Origin of the sequence: Arthrobacter sp. SO3, from assembly GCF_020532825.1 — a bacterium.
GTDB lineage: Bacteria > Actinomycetota > Actinomycetes > Actinomycetales > Micrococcaceae > Arthrobacter.
This window is the reverse complement of sequence record NZ_MQTS01000183.1, coordinates 20,559-35,579: the sequence shown is the minus strand read 5'-3', so window position 1 is coordinate 35,579 and position 15,021 is coordinate 20,559. Positions and strand designations below refer to the sequence as shown.

14 protein-coding genes are annotated in these 15,021 nt (G+C 68.3%); 11 read left to right on the top strand and 3 right to left on the bottom strand.

Going from position 1 to position 15,021, the window contains the following annotated elements:
• Positions 1-1,022, bottom strand: a 1,022-nt coding sequence (locus BJQ90_RS17130; protein ID WP_226761415.1) for a PP2C family protein-serine/threonine phosphatase, incomplete at its 3' end; no start/stop codon positions are given.
• 538 nt (positions 1,023-1,560) lie between these two features.
• Between BJQ90_RS17130 and BJQ90_RS17125 the strand changes: the two genes are divergently transcribed.
• The 9 genes from BJQ90_RS17125 (at position 1,561) to BJQ90_RS17085 (ending at position 10,416) form a co-directional block, all read left to right on the top strand.
• Positions 1,561-2,829, top strand: a complete 1,269-nt coding sequence (locus BJQ90_RS17125) for an alkaline phosphatase family protein (RefSeq protein ID WP_226761414.1) — start codon at positions 1,561-1,563, stop codon at positions 2,827-2,829.
• Positions 2,826-4,007 (top strand): alkaline phosphatase family protein, encoded by a 1,182-nt coding sequence (locus BJQ90_RS17120; RefSeq protein WP_226761413.1) that lies wholly within the window; start codon positions 2,826-2,828, stop codon positions 4,005-4,007. Before BJQ90_RS17125 ends, BJQ90_RS17120 begins: the two co-directional genes overlap by 4 nt.
• Before the next feature lie 146 nt (positions 4,008-4,153).
• On the top strand, positions 4,154-4,417 hold the full coding sequence (locus BJQ90_RS17115; protein ID WP_226761412.1) for a hypothetical protein: 264 nt from the start codon (positions 4,154-4,156) through the stop codon (positions 4,415-4,417).
• Positions 4,418-4,576: 159 nt separating this feature from the next.
• Positions 4,577-5,425, top strand: a complete 849-nt coding sequence (locus tag BJQ90_RS22775; RefSeq protein ID WP_226761411.1) for a zinc-binding dehydrogenase — start codon at positions 4,577-4,579, stop codon at positions 5,423-5,425.
• A 171-nt stretch (positions 5,426-5,596) separates the two neighbouring features.
• Positions 5,597-7,888, top strand: coding sequence for an NAD-dependent DNA ligase LigA (ligA, locus tag BJQ90_RS17105; protein WP_226761410.1), 2,292 nt, complete (start codon positions 5,597-5,599; stop codon positions 7,886-7,888).
• Positions 7,885-8,721 (top strand): inositol monophosphatase family protein, encoded by an 837-nt coding sequence (locus BJQ90_RS17100; protein WP_226761409.1) that lies wholly within the window; start codon positions 7,885-7,887, stop codon positions 8,719-8,721. The genes ligA and BJQ90_RS17100 overlap by 4 nt, the downstream gene beginning before the upstream one ends.
• Before the next feature lie 107 nt (positions 8,722-8,828).
• Complete coding sequence (locus tag BJQ90_RS17095) at positions 8,829-9,332, top strand: GNAT family N-acetyltransferase (protein WP_226761408.1); 504 nt, start codon at positions 8,829-8,831, stop codon at positions 9,330-9,332.
• A 75-nt stretch (positions 9,333-9,407) separates the two neighbouring features.
• Entirely contained in the window at positions 9,408-9,929 is a 522-nt protein-coding gene (locus BJQ90_RS17090) for a hypothetical protein (protein WP_226761407.1), read from the top strand.
• Between the two features lie 103 nt (positions 9,930-10,032).
• A complete protein-coding gene (locus BJQ90_RS17085) occupies positions 10,033-10,416 on the top strand; it encodes a RidA family protein (protein WP_226761406.1) in 384 nt (127 codons plus the stop codon).
• 101 nt (positions 10,417-10,517) lie between these two features.
• Here BJQ90_RS17085 and BJQ90_RS17080 read toward each other — a convergent pair whose 3' ends face one another.
• Both BJQ90_RS17080 and BJQ90_RS17075 read right to left on the bottom strand, forming a co-directional pair.
• A complete protein-coding gene (locus BJQ90_RS17080) occupies positions 10,518-11,189 on the bottom strand; it encodes a response regulator (RefSeq protein ID WP_226761405.1) in 672 nt (223 codons plus the stop codon).
• The gene (locus tag BJQ90_RS17075) at positions 11,182-12,933 is read right to left on the bottom strand and encodes an ATP-binding protein (RefSeq protein WP_226761404.1); all 1,752 of its coding nucleotides are present in this window, start codon (positions 12,931-12,933) and stop codon (positions 11,182-11,184) included. Before BJQ90_RS17075 ends, BJQ90_RS17080 begins: the two co-directional genes overlap by 8 nt.
• A gap of 141 nt (positions 12,934-13,074) precedes the next feature.
• Here BJQ90_RS17075 and BJQ90_RS17070 point away from each other — a divergent pair, with 141 nt between their 5' ends.
• Both BJQ90_RS17070 and gatC read left to right on the top strand, forming a co-directional pair.
• A complete protein-coding gene (locus BJQ90_RS17070) occupies positions 13,075-14,562 on the top strand; it encodes a CitMHS family transporter (RefSeq protein WP_264197370.1) in 1,488 nt (495 codons plus the stop codon).
• Between the two features lie 161 nt (positions 14,563-14,723).
• The gene (gene gatC, locus BJQ90_RS17065) at positions 14,724-15,020 is read left to right on the top strand and encodes an Asp-tRNA(Asn)/Glu-tRNA(Gln) amidotransferase subunit GatC (protein WP_226761403.1); all 297 of its coding nucleotides are present in this window, start codon (positions 14,724-14,726) and stop codon (positions 15,018-15,020) included.
• The last annotated feature ends 1 nt before the right edge of the window (position 15,021 follow it).

Sequence of the window (15,021 nt, the reverse complement as noted above, 5' to 3'; positions counted from 1 at the left end):
ACGGCTGACGGAGGACTGTTCCGGATGACTTCAGCGAGTTTATCGAGGGCAGTCAGCGTCCCGCCGTAGAGATCCAGGACACCGTCGGTGAAGCTGGCCAGTGTGTCCCCGGGCCCTATCACCGTAGTCGACGTCGTCCAGGACCCCGGTTCGCCGATGCCCAGAGGCAGGCCGCTGCTGTGCAGGCGGCGGTGGGAACCGTCCGGGGAAACGAGCATGGTCAGGCCATGCCCGGCGTCTGCGTATCGGAGCTGCCCGGTGACCGTGTCGAGGGTGGCCAGAAAGGCCGTGGCGAAGGTAGTGGTCCTGTCGAGATCGTGGGCGAGCCGGCCGCTGGCAATGTCCAGGACGGTGCCGGGATGCTGGCTGCCAGTGCTCTGGATGGCGCTCCGGACAGTGGCTGCCATGAGGGCTGCAGCTGTGCCTTTGCCCATGACATCGGCAATGGCCAGGCACAGGCTTCCCCCGGATTCCTCCCATGAATAGAAGTCCCCGCCGACGTCGGCTTTTGGAAGGCATAGCCCTGCCACATCGTATTCGGAGCCGGCGGGCGCAGCGGCGGGAAGCAGGGCCTGTTGGGTTGCGCGGGCCCGGTCACGGTCTGCGGAGTCCCGGATCTCTGCTTCGGCCCATGCTCCGAGTTCGTCCAGGTGGCGGAGTTCGGTGGCGGAGAGCTCGCGCGGTCGTGTGTCGAAAAGGCACAGGGTGCCGACCCGGCTTCCGGGCTCGGCATTAAGAGGACGCCCAGCGTAAAAGCGGACACCGCGGATACCGGCAACATCAGGGAGCCCTGCGAAGCGGCGGTCGGCCGTCGCGTCGGGGACCACGAGGATGTCGGGCGACGTGACGGTGGCGTCGCAGAAAGTCTCATGGCGGGGGACTGTGGAGCGTGCGAGGCCCTGGGGCGACTTTACGAACAGGCGGTCGGAGTCCACGAGATTGACGGCGGCCAACGGGACGCCGAAGAACTCCCGCGCGGCCCTGGTAATCCGGTCGAACCGCTCCTCCGCGGGCGTATCCATGAGCTTGAGACGGTGCAAAGCTGCTATCCGTTCCGGCTCTGTAATAGTGAGACTCTCGTCAATTGGCACGGGTTCCCCGCTTCCGTCGGGTCCAGCCTAGCGGTCCGGGCCGGACCGGCGCTTTTGGCTGCGCGCATTGGGGCACGGTCGCGCCGCGGCGATTGGCTCACGACGGAAGCCGGTCTCCGGGCGGCGATTTGCCGCCAAGTGAACCCCAGGGGTACTGACAAGAACGCGCCATGAACACTGCATAAACGGACCCCCATATCGACCCGGACCGTAACCCTTCCGTGATCTACTTTTGGGCGTGAACTAAACCCGTCAGTAACTTCCCGCTGCATCCAACCGGCTGGCACGGCATGCGCCCCTGCCTCTGCGCTGCTGTGGAGCCAGCCAACTCCCGGACACCGTCCGCCACTGCTGCGGCCACGGGGCCGGCAGCGCGTAACTAGTCCGCCCCGAGATCGATTAGACCTCCGGCTGGCCAAGCCACCCTGGGTGGCAATGGAAGCCGCACCCGACAAGGAAAGTATCCGACGTGAACGTTTCAAGACGCAGTTTTTTGGGTGTTGCAGGTACGGCCGCGGCCGGCGCGGTGGTCGCGGGGGCCTCGGCCTGGCCCGCCGATGCGGCCCCGCCCCCGCTGCCGGCTGCCACCAGCTCCGGGATCGAGCACATCATCGTCGTGATGATGGAAAACCGTTCCTTTGACCACTTCGTGGGGTGGATGCCTGGTGCGGACGGCAAACAGGACGGCCTGAGCTACACGGACCGCTACGGTATTCCGCACACCACGTATCATCTGACGGATTTTCAGGGCTGCGGGCACCCGGACCCGGACCACTCCTACGAGGGCGGCCGGATCGAGTACAACGACGGCAAAAACAACGGCTGGCTGCGCGCAGGCGAAAACGACGAGTTCGCCGTCGGCTATTACGCCGCCGCCGACCTCGACTTCTGGCGGCAGTCGGGACCGGACTGGACGGTCTGCGACCGGTACTTCGCCGCCACGATGGCCGAAACCTACCCGAACAGGTTCTACCAGCACGCCGCCGCAACGGACAGGCTCCATAACTCCACCGTGACGTCCACGCTCCCGACCATCTGGGACCGGCTGTCCACCGCCGGAGTGTCCGGCAAGTACTACTACGGTGACATACCGTTCACCGCGCTGTGGGGCCCGAAGTACCTCGGAATCTCGCACCACTACTCAGAATTCCTCACGGACTGTGCTGCCGGCAGCCTCCCAGCGGTGTCCTTCGTGGACCCCCGTTTCACCGATGAAGGCTCCGGCACCTCGGGGGATGACCACCCGCACGCCGACATCCGCGCCGGCGAACTTTTCCTGGCAGAGGTCTACAACGCCGTCACCACCGGCCCTGGCTGGGCCAACACGATGCTGGTGATCAACTATGACGAGTGGGGCGGCTTTTACGACCACGTCCCCCCGGCCAGCGCCCCGGACACGAGCACGGACACGGCACTGCGCGGCTTCCGGGTGCCCTCCGTGGTCATCTCACCGCGCGCCCGACGACGGTACGTCGCCCACGACGTCTACGACCACACTTCGGTCCTGAAAGCCATCGAGTGGCGGTGGAACCTGCCGCCCCTGACGCCCAGGGACAAGGCCGCCCGGAACATTGCCGAGGTGCTGGACTTCGGCACACCGGCAAACCTGACCGCCCCCAAGTACCTGGTCCCGCCGTTCGTTGCCGGGCCGGCCTGCTCCCCGGTGGGGCCGCCTCCGGCCGAGGAGTGGTCAGGACTGAAAGAGAAGGCCCTCGCCGACGGATGGAAGCTCCCTTGAACACCACCACAGATCACACGACGGCGACCTCTGGCACCCGCAGGCGCCGCCGGCGGCTCGCCCTGCGCGCCTCCGCCGCGGCCGTCGTTCTGCTCGCTGCGGCAGCGATCGTCTCCGGACCCGCCCAGCCGGCTGCCACCGCCGGCGCTCCGATGGCTCCGCAGGCCCAAAGCTATCTGCCCGGCGCGAAGCACGTCTTCGTCATCAACCTCGAGAACAAGGGCTACGACGAAACCTGGGGTCCGGCGTCGGCCGCCCCGTATCTGTCCCAGACCCTCCGGGCCCAGGGGGTGCTGCTGAACCAGTACTTCGGAACAGCCCACAACTCCCAGCCCAACTACGTGGCACAGATTTCCGGACAGGGGCCAAACCCCCAGATGCAGGCCGACTGCCAGAGCTACACACCGTTCGTCGGCACCGGGACGGCCAGCCCGGGCCAGGCAGTCGGCGACGGCTGCGTCTTCCCGTCCAGCGTCCCCACCGTCGCTGGACAGCTAACGGCCGCAGGAAAGACCTGGAAGGGCTACATGGAGGACATGGGCACCCCCTGCCGGCACCCCGCACTCGGCGCGGTCGACGACACCCAAAAGGCCAAAGCCGGAGACCAGTACGCGGCCCGCCACAACCCGTTCGTCTACTTCGCCGGGATCACCGACTCGCCGGACTGCGCCAGGAACGACGTCGACCTCAGCGCCCTGAAGACGGACCTGACCTCGACCGCCACCACCCCCAACCTGTCCATGATCACGCCGAACCTCTGCCACGACGGCCACGACTCCCCGTGTGCGGACGGGCAGCCCGGCGGCCTGCCCAGTGCCGACGAGTGGCTGAAGCAGTGGGTGCCGGCTATTACATCGTCCCCGGCATTCAAGCAGGACGGCGTCCTGGTGATTACGTTCGACGAATCAGACGGCCCGCAGTCCGATGCCACCGCCTGCTGCGGGGAAGGCCCCGGACCAAACTCCCCGCTGCCGGGCATCACCGGCCCAGGCGGCGGCAGGGTCGGAGCCCTGGTCCTTTCCCCGTTCACCAAGGGGGGCACCTGGTCCACCACCCCGTACAACCACTACAGCCTGCTGGCCAGCATCGAAGACACCTTCGGACTGCCCTACCTTGGCTACGCCGGCACACCGGGACTGAACCGCTTCGGGCTCGACGTCTACAACCTGCTGGCCTGACCCGGCGGGATGGGGAGGGGTGCCCATCGACACTTTTTCGGCGGACAGGGTAGGTTCGAGGCAATGGACTTCCGGGAACAGCCGGGGGCCTTTGGGGGACGCCGGCAGGGCCCGGGTCCGTTCACTTTATTGGAGGAGATTTTCGAATGGCTATTTGGGGCGCAGACATAGCTCAGCTCAAGACTCTTGGGACGAAGCTGCAGGCGGGTTCGTCGGAGATCGACAAGCAGAAGTCGCTGCTGACCAAGGTGCTTGAGGGCACCGACTGGAAGGGCCCGGACGCGGACAAGTTCCGCAGCGAGTGGAACGGCCAGCACGTCGCCGCGCTGGCGAAGGTGTCCCAGGCGCTGCAGGAGGCCGGCAAGCACGCCAGCCGCAACGCCACGGAGCAGGAAAGCGCTTCCCGCTAAGCCCAGGATCGACAGCACACGGCCCGGAGGCAACTCCGGAGTTCTGGTGGCCGTTGCAGCCCCCCTTGATAGCGGGAGTTGCAACGGCCACGGCTTGTTAAGGGACAGTTTTCCGGGAGTTCCCTCGGCGCTTCGGGCCGGTCTTAGACCCGGCGTAGGGTGCCCGCGGGAGTCTGCCACTCCGATGTGACCGCACTGGACGATCCCGGTTGGATGCCGCTCTTCCCTCACCTCCCGCGCACCATGGGACACGAGAACGCCGGCGTCATCACCGAGGTCGGCGAGGGCATGGGACAGTGGAACGTCGGTGACCGGGTGGGTCTCGCCCCCGTGATGGGCGACGGCGATGCCCTCGGTTACGGCAAGTGGGACGGCGGCTTCGGCCCCAGGCTGCTGGCGACCTCGGACAACCTCGTCAGGCTCCCCGATGAAGTCCCGTTCGAGCTCGGCGCGATGGCGACCGACGCCGGCCTCACCTCCAACCACGCCATCATGGCCGTCGGCGGCGCCAAGGACGGCATGAAAGTCGGCGTGATCGGACTCGGGTACGTCGGCGCCCGGGTGGCCGTGCTGGCCGGCGCTGAGGTGTACGGCGCCGAGGTCAACCCCGAGACGCAGAAACCCGCCGACGAGATCGGCCTCGCGGGTGTTGCCGACTCGATCGAGGCGTTCAAGGACAAGAACCTCGACCTCATCGTCGACTACGCCGGCTTCGGCACCACCACCTCCGCTGCCATCGAGACGCTCGCCGAGTTCGGCACCCTCGTCCAGGTCGGCATGAACCGCCTTGAGTCCACCATCAACACCCACCGCTCATCATCAACCCAGCTCTCGATCAAGGGCTCCAAGTCCGGCACGAAGCAAGACCTCGAGGGCATCTACGAGCTGATGAAATCCGGCCAGCTGAACCCGCCCATGAACCTCATCACCCAGGCGGGGATCCCTGGCGCGATCGACCAACTGCGCGCCGGCGGCGTGGTTGGCCGTTTCATCGCCCTGTACGAGTAGAGCCCACTGTTCGAGACCCGCCGTCAGGCGGCCGTTGCAGCCCCCGCCGATTCAGGGCGCTGCAGCGGCCAGGAACCGTCCCGGCCGCCTGGTGCGGCCCCGGCCCTGGCGCGGCACGGCACCGGGTAATCCTGACCGGACAATGTCGGCGATCTAGGGCAGGATAGGTCTGTGAGCACAGGGAACACTGCAGCAGACGCCGAAACACGAACCCCCTCCGGGTCCGTGCGCGAAGAGTACGAGGACCTCGTCGAGGAGGTCCGCAAGCACCGCTTCGCGTACTACCAGGAGGATGCACCGATCATTTCGGACGCCGAGTTCGACGAACTCTACCGGCGGCTGGAAACCATCGAGGCGATGCATCCGGAACTCGTGGCCAACGATTCCCCGACCCAGGAGGTGGGCGGCGAAGTGTCCGCCGCCTTTGCCGCCGTCGAACATCTGCAGCGCATGTACAGCCTGGAGGACGTCTTCTCCCTCGAGGAGCTGGAAGCCTGGATTGCCAAGGCCGAAGCGAACATCACCAAGCTCGGCAACGGGACGCCGGCCTGGCTCACCGAACTCAAGATCGACGGCCTCGCCGTCAACCTGCTCTACCGCGACGGCGTGCTGGTCCGGGCCGCCACCCGCGGCGACGGCACCACGGGGGAGGACATCACCCACAACGTCCTCACCATCAAGGAGATCCCGCAGCAGCTCAGCGGCAGCGGTTTCCCGGCCGAGATGGAGGTCCGCGGCGAGGTCTTCATCCCGTCCAAGGCCTTCGCCGAATTCAACGAGGCCCTGATCGAGGCCGGCAAGGCGCCGCTGGCCAACCCCCGCAACGCCGCCGCCGGCTCGCTGCGGCAAAAGGACCCGGCGGAAACCGCCAAGCGCCCGCTGCGGATGTACGTGCACGGCATCGGGGCCCGCGAGGGACTCGAAACCACCAGCCAGTCGGACACCTACCGGCAGCTCGCCGAGTGGGGGCTGCCCACCAGCCCCTACTTCGAGGTCCTGCCCGGGCTCCAGGACGTGCTGGAATTCATCACCCGCTACGGCGACAAGCGCCACAGCCTCAGCCACGAAATCGACGGAATTGTGGTCAAGGTCGACGACTTCGCCACCCAGCGCGCGCTCGGCTACACCTCCCGGGTTCCGCGCTGGGCCGTCGCCTACAAATACCCGCCGGAGGAAGTCCACACCAAGCTGCTGGACATCGCGGTCAACGTCGGCCGCACCGGCCGGGTCACGCCGTATGGCGTGATGGAACCCGTTAAAGTCGCGGGCTCCACCGTGGAGATGGCCACCCTGCACAACCAGGAGGTCGTCAAGGCCAAGGGCGTCAAGATCGGCGACATCGTGGTGCTGCGCAAGGCCGGGGACGTCATCCCTGAAATCGTCGGGCCGGTCCTGGCCCTGCGCGAGCAGCAGGATCCGCCGGTCCGGGACTTCGTGATGCCCACCGAATGCCCCGCCTGCGGCACCCCGCTGGCGCCGGCCAAGGAAGGGGACGTGGACATCCGCTGCCCCAACTCCAGGTCCTGCCCCGCGCAGCTGCGCGAACGGGTGTTCCACCTCGCCGGCCGCGGCGCCTTCGATATCGAGGCCCTGGGCTGGGAAGCCGCGATCGCCCTGACCCAGCCCGCCGAACCGGAGACCCCGCCGCTGACCACCGAGGCGAACCTGTTCCGGCTGACACCCGCTGACCTGGCCGACGTCCGCATCCGCCGGGAAAAGCGGTCCAAGGGGGTCGCCACCGGCGAGTTCGAGCTGGTGCCATACTTCTACAGCAAGGGCACCGCCAAGACGCCGTCCAAACCGACGGCCACCACGGAGAAGCTCTTCCGCGAGCTGGAGAAGGCCAAAACCCAGCCGCTCTGGCGCGTCCTGGTGGCGCTGTCCATCCGGCACGTCGGACCGCGGGCCTCCCGTGCCCTGGCCACGGCGTTCGGCAGCATGGACGCCATCCGGCAGGCTTCCGAGGAGGAGCTCGCCCACGTCGACGGCGTCGGGCCGGTGATCGCCGCCGCCCTGACCGAATGGTTCGCCGAGGACTGGCACCGCGAGATCGTGGACACCTGGGCTGCGGACGGCGTCCGGATGGAGGACGAACGCGACGAGTCCATGCCCCGGACGCTGGAAGGACTGACAATCGTGGTGACCGGCAGCCTGGAGGGCTTCAGCCGGGACGAGGCGAAGGAAGCGATCCTGCTGCGCGGCGGCAAGGCGGCAGGCTCGGTCTCAAAGAAGACGGACTACGTTGTGGCCGGCGAGAACGCGGGAACCAAACTGGACAAGGCCGAACAGCTCGGCGTGCCGGTCCTGGATGAGGACGGCTTCCGCGCACTGCTGGCCGACGGCCCGGCGGACGGTACCTCGGGCGGTCCGGTCGACTCAGGCGACGCCGGGGTCCAGGACGACGCCGGAGACGGCGCCCGTGAGGAAGCCGAAGAAGACCACCAGGAAGTTGTGACCGAATGACAGCCAATGCCCTTGACCGCACCGCCGAACTCCCGGCCGCGCTGCTGGAACTCGCGCAGCGGGCGGCAGCAGCCGGGGCTGCGGTCCTGGCCGGCCGGAACGCCGCAGAGCTCGACGTCAGCAACAAGGGCGACTCCGGGGACTGGGTCACAGCCTTCGACCTCGCAGCGGAAACCGCCGTCCGGGAGGTCATCACCGCGGCGAGGCCGTTCGACACCATCACCGGCGAGGAGGGCGGCACCGTCCTTCCCACCGCGCCCAGCGGCTACCGCTGGTCCATCGACCCGCTCGACGGGACCACCAACTTCATCCGCAACATCGTCTACTACGGCACGTCCGTGGCTGTGGCGGACCCCGACGGCGTCTGGCTGGCCGGCGTCGTGAACGCACCGGCCTTGGGCCGGAGGTACTACGCGCTCCGCGGGCGGGGCGCATGGCTCGAGGAAGCGGGCCGGCTGACGTCGCTGTCCGGACCCGTCCCGGGGCGCACCGGGCAGATCCTGGCCACGGGCTTCAGCTACGACCCGGCCGTCCGGGCGGAACAGGCTGCCGGACTGGGCGGCATTATGGACGGCTTCGCCGATGTCCGCCGCCTCGGCTCCGCCGCCCTGGACCTCTGCCTCGTGGCCGACGGCACCCACGACGCCTACGGTGAACGCGGCCTCAACGAGCACGACTTCGCCGCCGGCGCCCTGATCGCTGAAGAGGCCGGCTGCTGGGTGCGCCGGCCGCGGCTGACCAGCCCGCTGGCCGGCGGCCCCTCCGACGACGAACGTCTCTCGGCCTGGACCTGCGCCGGGACCCTGGAGCTCTCGGGCAAGTTCCCGCTCTAGCCCGGCCGTTGCGGGCCGATCCGCACGGGCGGGCCCGTTCTGATAGTTCAGTCACGGAAACTGCCGTTCCGCGGCCCGCCAGCCCCACCCGCCCGTAGCATGGACAGGTGCATCCCCAGATCATCATCCGCCCTGCAGTTCCGGCCGACTACGACGCGATTGCGCGCATCACCCGGGACGCCTACCTTGCCGCCGGCTACTTCGAGAGCGCCGACCACCCCTACATGCGGCAGATCCAGGACGTGGCCCGGCGGGCCGCAAAGGCCACCATCTGGGTGGCGGAACGCGCGGGCCGCATCGTCGGCTCCGTGACCCTGGCCGTTGCCGGCGAACCCTACGCGGACATCGCCCGAAGCGATGAGCTGGAATTCCGTATGCTCGTCGTGGATCCGGCCGTTCAGCGCAGTGGCGCCGGCAAGGCCATGGTCCACGCCATCCTCGAACATGCCCGGTCGATGCCCGGGATCAGCGCCGTGGCGCTGACCACGGGCCTGACCTGGGAAAGCGCCCACGGACTCTATCTCAAGACCGGCTTCCAGCGGGCCCCCGAGCGTGACTGGGTGGTGCCGGACACCGACATCAAGCTGCTGGTTTACCGCCAGGAGCTGTAAGGCCGGGCCGCAGGCCGCCGTCGGGTAGGGTTTGGGTCTATCGAAACGCTCAGGCACAGGCACCCTGGAGGAACCATGGCACCGCACATCCCCGGCTCTATCGACGCTAAACTCCTCGGTCTGTACCTCTCGGACCACCTCACCGGCTCCACCGCCGGCGTCTCCCGCATCCAGCGCATGGCTGAGGCTTTCGCCGACACCCCGGTGTCCGCCGACCTCGCCCGGGTCAGCGCGGAAATCACCCGGGAACGGGACGTGCTCCGCGGCCTGATCCACGACCTCGGCCTGCGGCAGCGCCCGCACCGCCAGGCCGCCGTCTGGCTGGCCGAGCATGCCGGCCGGCTCAAGCTGAACGGGCGCATCGTCCGCCGGTCGCCGATGACCATGGTGCTGGAGGCCGAGCTGATGCGTGCCGCGGTCCTGGGCAAGCTCGGCGGCTGGCAGACCCTGGAAGAGCTGGCGCCCGAGCTCGGGCTCAACCCGGCCACCTTCACCGCCCTCGGCGCCGATGCTCGGTCCCAGATCGAGGCCCTGAGCCGCGTCCACGAGCACGCCCGCCGCAACGCCTTCCGGACGAACCGGGACATCAGCAGCTGACCCGGACCGCTCCGGCCCGACACATTTGCGCCGGTTTACCGGCGGCGCCTCCCGCCGCCTTAAAGTGGTGCCGACTCCACCCCACACTGCGAAAGGCACCTCCATGCGCAAAACATTCGGCACCGGCTCCGTCTGGGAACAGAAGGTTGGTTACTCCCGGGCGGTCCAGGTGGACAACACCCTCTACATCTCCGCTACTGCCGCCAGCGGCGAGGACGGCGTGGTCGGCGAGGACTTCTACACCCAGACCCGCTTCATCCTGGACAAGCTCGGCACCGTCCTGGCCGACGCCGGCTTCGACTACGCCGACGTGGTGCAGTCCAAGCTGTACCTGACGGACATCAGCCAGTGGGAGGAAGTCGGGCGCGCCCATGGCGAAGTCTTCGGCGAGATCCGCCCCAGCCTGGCCCTGGTCCACGTCCTGCCGTTCCTGGACCCCAAGATGCTGGTCGAAATCGAACTCGTGGCCCACAAGAGCACCAGCTAACCGCGCCAACCGCGCCAACCGCAACGCGGGGTCACCTACGGCCCATCCCGGTGCCCCGGATGGGCCGTAGGTGACCCCGCGTTGTCTTGGCGGGGGTGGGCTCAGGCGGTTGCGGCCGGCGGCAGCCCGTAGCGGTGCTCGGGCCGGCCGGTGGTGCCGTAGCGCAGCTGGATGTCGACGGCGCCGTCGTCGGCGAGCGCCGACAGGTACCGCTGGGCGGTGGCCCGGGACACGCCGACCCGGCTGGCGACCTCGGCCGCCGAATACTGTTCGCCCGGTTCCAGCGTTTCCAGTACGGCTGCCTCGGTGGCGGACCGGGGCCTGGCCGAGGCAACAACATCCCCCGGGATCAGGGCGCGCGTGGCCCGTTCCACCGTGTCCTGGCTGACGTTCCCCGGCTGGGCCAAAATCCGCCGGTAGCGGGCATAGGAGCGCAGCAGCTGGGACAGCGATTCGGCCGTGAACGGCTTCAGCAGGTAGCCCAGCGCGCCGCGGCGGAACGCGAGCCGGAGCGAGGCCGTGTCCGAGGCGGCGCTGAGGATCATCGTGTCCACGTCCAGCTGGCGCAACAGGTCCAGGCCGGAAGCGTCCGGCAGGTAGACATCCAGCAGCACCAGGTCCGGGCGCAGGCTGTGGATGGCCTGCAGGGCCTGCGACGCCGAACCGGCCGGGGGCAGGGCCAGGAACCCCGCGACGGAGTCCACATAGGCCGCATGCAGCTTGGCGACGTGGAAATCGTCATCCACAATCAGCACCCTGAAGTCCTCAGGCATCGTTATCCTTTTCGTTGGGCTTTGTCTTGTTGGGCGCCGTCGTCCCCGGCAGGGTTGCCATGAATACCGCGCCGGGACCGCCGGGGGAGCCCGGGTCCAGGACACGCACGTCCCCGCCGCGGCGGCGCGCCAGCTGCCGGGCCAGCGCGAGGCCCAGGCCCTGGCCGGCGCCCGCCCGGGCCGGGCGTTCGGAGGTCGTGAATCCTTCCGCAAACACTGCGTCGGCGTCGGCCTCCGCGTCTGCGTCGGCGGCGGCGCTGCCCGCCGCAGCGGCCGGGAGGCCGTCGCCGGAGTCCCCGACGACGATATGCAGCGTGCCGCCGCCCGCCCCGGTGCCGGGTCCGTCGAGCACTTCCACCTCGACCCAGCGCTCCGGCGCCGAGCCCGCGACGGCGGCGTCCACCGCATTGTCGATCAGGTTGCCCAGGACCGTGGTGACTTCCTGCGGCTCGGTGACCTGGCCCCGGACCAGGGTTTCCGGGCCGAGCCGCAGGGTCACGCCGCGTTCGTCCGCCTCCACGCCCTTGGCGCCGAGGAAGGCCTGCAGGTAGGGGTCCTGGAGCAGCTCCGCCTGGTCCACGGGGAACTTCAGCGGCCCGGTGGCGGCCAGCCGGGCCAGATAGTCGCGGGCCTGCTGGTGCTGTCCGATGCTCATGAAGCCGGCGATGGTGTGCAGCTGGTTGGCGAACTCGTGGCGCTGGGCCCGGAGCGCCGTGGACATGGTGCCCACAGCGTCGAGCTGGCGGGTCAGGTGCTGGAGTTCGGTCCGGTCCCGCAGCATGACCACCCAGCCCAGGTCCTCGCGGCCGTGCAGGGCCTTGCGGGCACTTGCCACCAGCACCCGGCCGCCGGCGACGAGTTCCACCCCGTCACCTTCGGCGGCGTCGGCCCTGGTCAGGGCGATCAGCCGGGCCGGTACCGGGGCATCGGTCCACGGCGTTCCGGTGAGGTCGGGCTGGCCCAGCAGGCGTTGGGCGGCGGAGTTGAACACGCTGATCCTGCCGTCCGCGGCGACGCCGATCACGCCGTCGTCGACACCCTGCAGGACCGCCACCTGGTCGTGGACCAGGGTGCTGATTTCCTCCGGTTCCAGCCCCAGCGTCAGCCGCTGGAGCCGGCGGCGGAACAGGAAGGAGGCCAGGACCCCGACGAGCAGGGCCCCGGCAGCGGTCAGCGCGACCGGGACGACGTCCCGGGCCAGGCTCTGGCCGATGGTTTCGGTGGAGTAGCCCACGCTGACCTCGCCCACCACGGTGTCCGTGCCCGGGGCGAACACCGGGACCTTCGCCCCGGCGGACGGGCCGAGGGTGCCGGTGTTCCGGGTGGTGACTTCCTTGCCGGCCAATGCCTCGGACGGGTCCGTGCTGACCCGTTCGCCAAGCCGCTCGGCATCGGGGTGCGCGAGGCGCAAACCGGTTTCGTCGGTGATGACGACGAACAGGGCACCCGTGCGGGTGCGCGCGCCCTCGGCAGCGGCCATCAGGGGCCCGCCGAGCAGTTCGGCGGGCGGGGGAGTGCCGGGCTGGGCGCTGATCTGCTGGACTTCAGCCCGCACCTGGGGGTCCGAGGCCACCGTCCGGGCCAGCGTCAGCGCCTGGTTCTCCGCCTCGCGGCCCAGCCGCTCCCAGGTGAGCCAGACGTGGACGGCACTGGTCAGGAGCACCACCAGCGCCACGACCCCCAGCTGGAGCAGCAGCGTCTGGGTCGAGAAGCGCAGGGGAGCCCGGCGGGTCCAACGTGGCACGGCGGTCCTCCCAAGTGTGTGAGCAAAATGCGCAAAATCCGTCCAATAAGCAGTATGCCAATCAAATGAGGCAAAGGCCCAGCCGTGACGGGCGCCACTCTAACGTCTGTTGTACGCATCACACCGGGGTGGTGCGATTCAATGAAGAAGGAGCCGGCCGTGCTGGTATTACTAGGATTCGCCATGATCGCGGTATTCATGGTGCTGATCATGACGAAGAAGCTGACGCCAGTCCTGGCGCTCATCATCGTCCCCACCGTTTTCGGACTTTTCGCCGGCGCAGGCCTCGGCATCGGCCCTATGGTCATGGACTCGATGAAGTCGATGACGTCCACCGCAGCCCTGCTGATGTTCGCCATCATCTACTTCGGCCTGATGATCGACGTCGGGCTCTTTGACCCGCTGGTCCGGTTCATCCTGCGCAAGCTCGGCAACGACCCCGCCAAAGTGGTCCTCGGCACCGCCATCCTCGCCGCGGCAGTGTCTCTCGACGGCGACGGCTCCACCACCTTCATCCTCACCACCGCGGCCATGCTGCCGGTCTACCTGCGCCTCAAGATGAGCCCCGTGGTCCTGACCTGCGTGGCGGGCCTCGCCAACGGCACCATGAACATCCTGCCGTGGGGCGGCCCCACCGCCCGTGCCGCAACCGCGCTGAAGCTCGACGTCAACGACGTCTTCGTTCCGATGATCCCCTCGCTCATCGCCGGCCTCGTTGTGGTCTTCGTCTTCGCCTGGCTCCTGGGCCTGCAGGAACGCAACCGGCTCCGCGCCGTCGCCCCGGAGATCTTTGATACCGCTAATACGTTCGACGGCGGCTCGCCCGTGGGCAGCACCGGCCGCTTCGGTTTCGGCCGCAAATCCTCCGGCCCTGCCGGGGGAGCCCCCGCCGCCGGAAGCCCCTCAGCAGGCGGTTCCTCCGTGGCGGTCCTGGAACGCACCGAGGAGCTCGTGGACGACCGCGATTCCGCCATGGCGGACACCGCACTGGACCCCAACCGCAAGACACTGCGCCCCAAGTTGTTCTGGTTCAACCTCGGCCTGACGGTTGCAGTCATGGTCACGCTCGTCGCCAACGTCATTCCGCTCCCGTTCGTCTTTATGGTGGGCTCCGCCATCGCCCTGCTGGTCAATTTCTCGAAGGTCAAGGACCAGGGTGCCCAGCTGATCGCCCACGCACCCTCGATTGTTGCCGTCGTCAGCATGGTCATGGCCGCTGCAGTCCTCACCGGCGTCCTCAACGGCACCGGCATGGTCAAGGCGATGTCCGAGTGGCTCGTGGCGATCATCCCCGCTGACATGGGCCCGTTCATGGCCGTCATCACCGGCGTACTGAGCATCCCCATGACGTTCTTCATGAGCAACGACGCCTTCTACTTCGGCGTCCTCCCGGTCCTCAGCGAGACCGCGGCCCACTACGGCGTCAGCGCCGCGGACATGGCCCGCGCCTCCATCACCGGCCAGCCGTTCCACCTGCAGAGCCCGCTGGTCCCGGCGATCCTGCTCCTGGTCTCCCTCGCCAAGGTGGAGCTGGGCGACCACCACAAGAAGGTCCTCTGGCGCACCGCCGTCGTGTCCCTGGTCATGCTCGCCGTCGGCGTCCTGACCGGAGCCATCGGCATCGGATAACCCCCACCACCACCAGCAACGCGGGGTCACATCCCGCCCATTCCGGCCCTCCGGATGGGCCGGATGTGACCCCGCGTTGTTTGGGGTGGGGGCGGACAGTAACAGCAGCCCAACCCACGTAGACTGGGACGGAAAATAATCCGAACTTGCAGGGGAGATCCATGGCTGCGATCAACCGCGACGACGTCGCGCATCTCGCGCATCTCGCGCACATCGAGATGAGTGCTGAAGAGCTGGACAGGATGGCCGGCGAACTCGCCGTCATCGTCGATTCAGTGAAATCCGTCAGTGAAGCCGCCGGTGATGACGTCCCGGCCACGTCCCACCCGATCCCGCTGACGAACGTGTTCCGCGAGGACGTTGTGGGACACACTTTCACCGCCGAGCAGGCACTCTCCGGCGCCCCCGACGCGTACGAAGGCCGCTTCAAGGTCCCGGCAATCCTGGATGAGGGCTAAA

What these genes read in the sequence shown, in the direction of transcription:
- gatC (WP_226761403.1), top strand. Translation starts at nt 14,724, where the DNA reads ATGGCTGCGATCAACCGCGACGACGTCGCGCATCTCGCGCATCTCGCG.
- BJQ90_RS17080 (WP_226761405.1), bottom strand. Translation starts at nt 11,189, where the DNA reads ATGCCTGAGGACTTCAGGGTGCTGATTGTGGATGACGATTTCCACGTC.
- BJQ90_RS17090 (WP_226761407.1), top strand. Translation starts at nt 9,408, where the DNA reads ATGGCACCGCACATCCCCGGCTCTATCGACGCTAAACTCCTCGGTCTG.
- BJQ90_RS17070 (WP_264197370.1), top strand. Translation starts at nt 13,075, where the DNA reads ATGAAGAAGGAGCCGGCCGTGCTGGTATTACTAGGATTCGCCATGATC.
- BJQ90_RS17115 (WP_226761412.1), top strand. Translation starts at nt 4,154, where the DNA reads ATGGCTATTTGGGGCGCAGACATAGCTCAGCTCAAGACTCTTGGGACG.
- BJQ90_RS17085 (WP_226761406.1), top strand. Translation starts at nt 10,033, where the DNA reads ATGCGCAAAACATTCGGCACCGGCTCCGTCTGGGAACAGAAGGTTGGT.
- BJQ90_RS17100 (WP_226761409.1), top strand. Translation starts at nt 7,885, where the DNA reads ATGACAGCCAATGCCCTTGACCGCACCGCCGAACTCCCGGCCGCGCTG.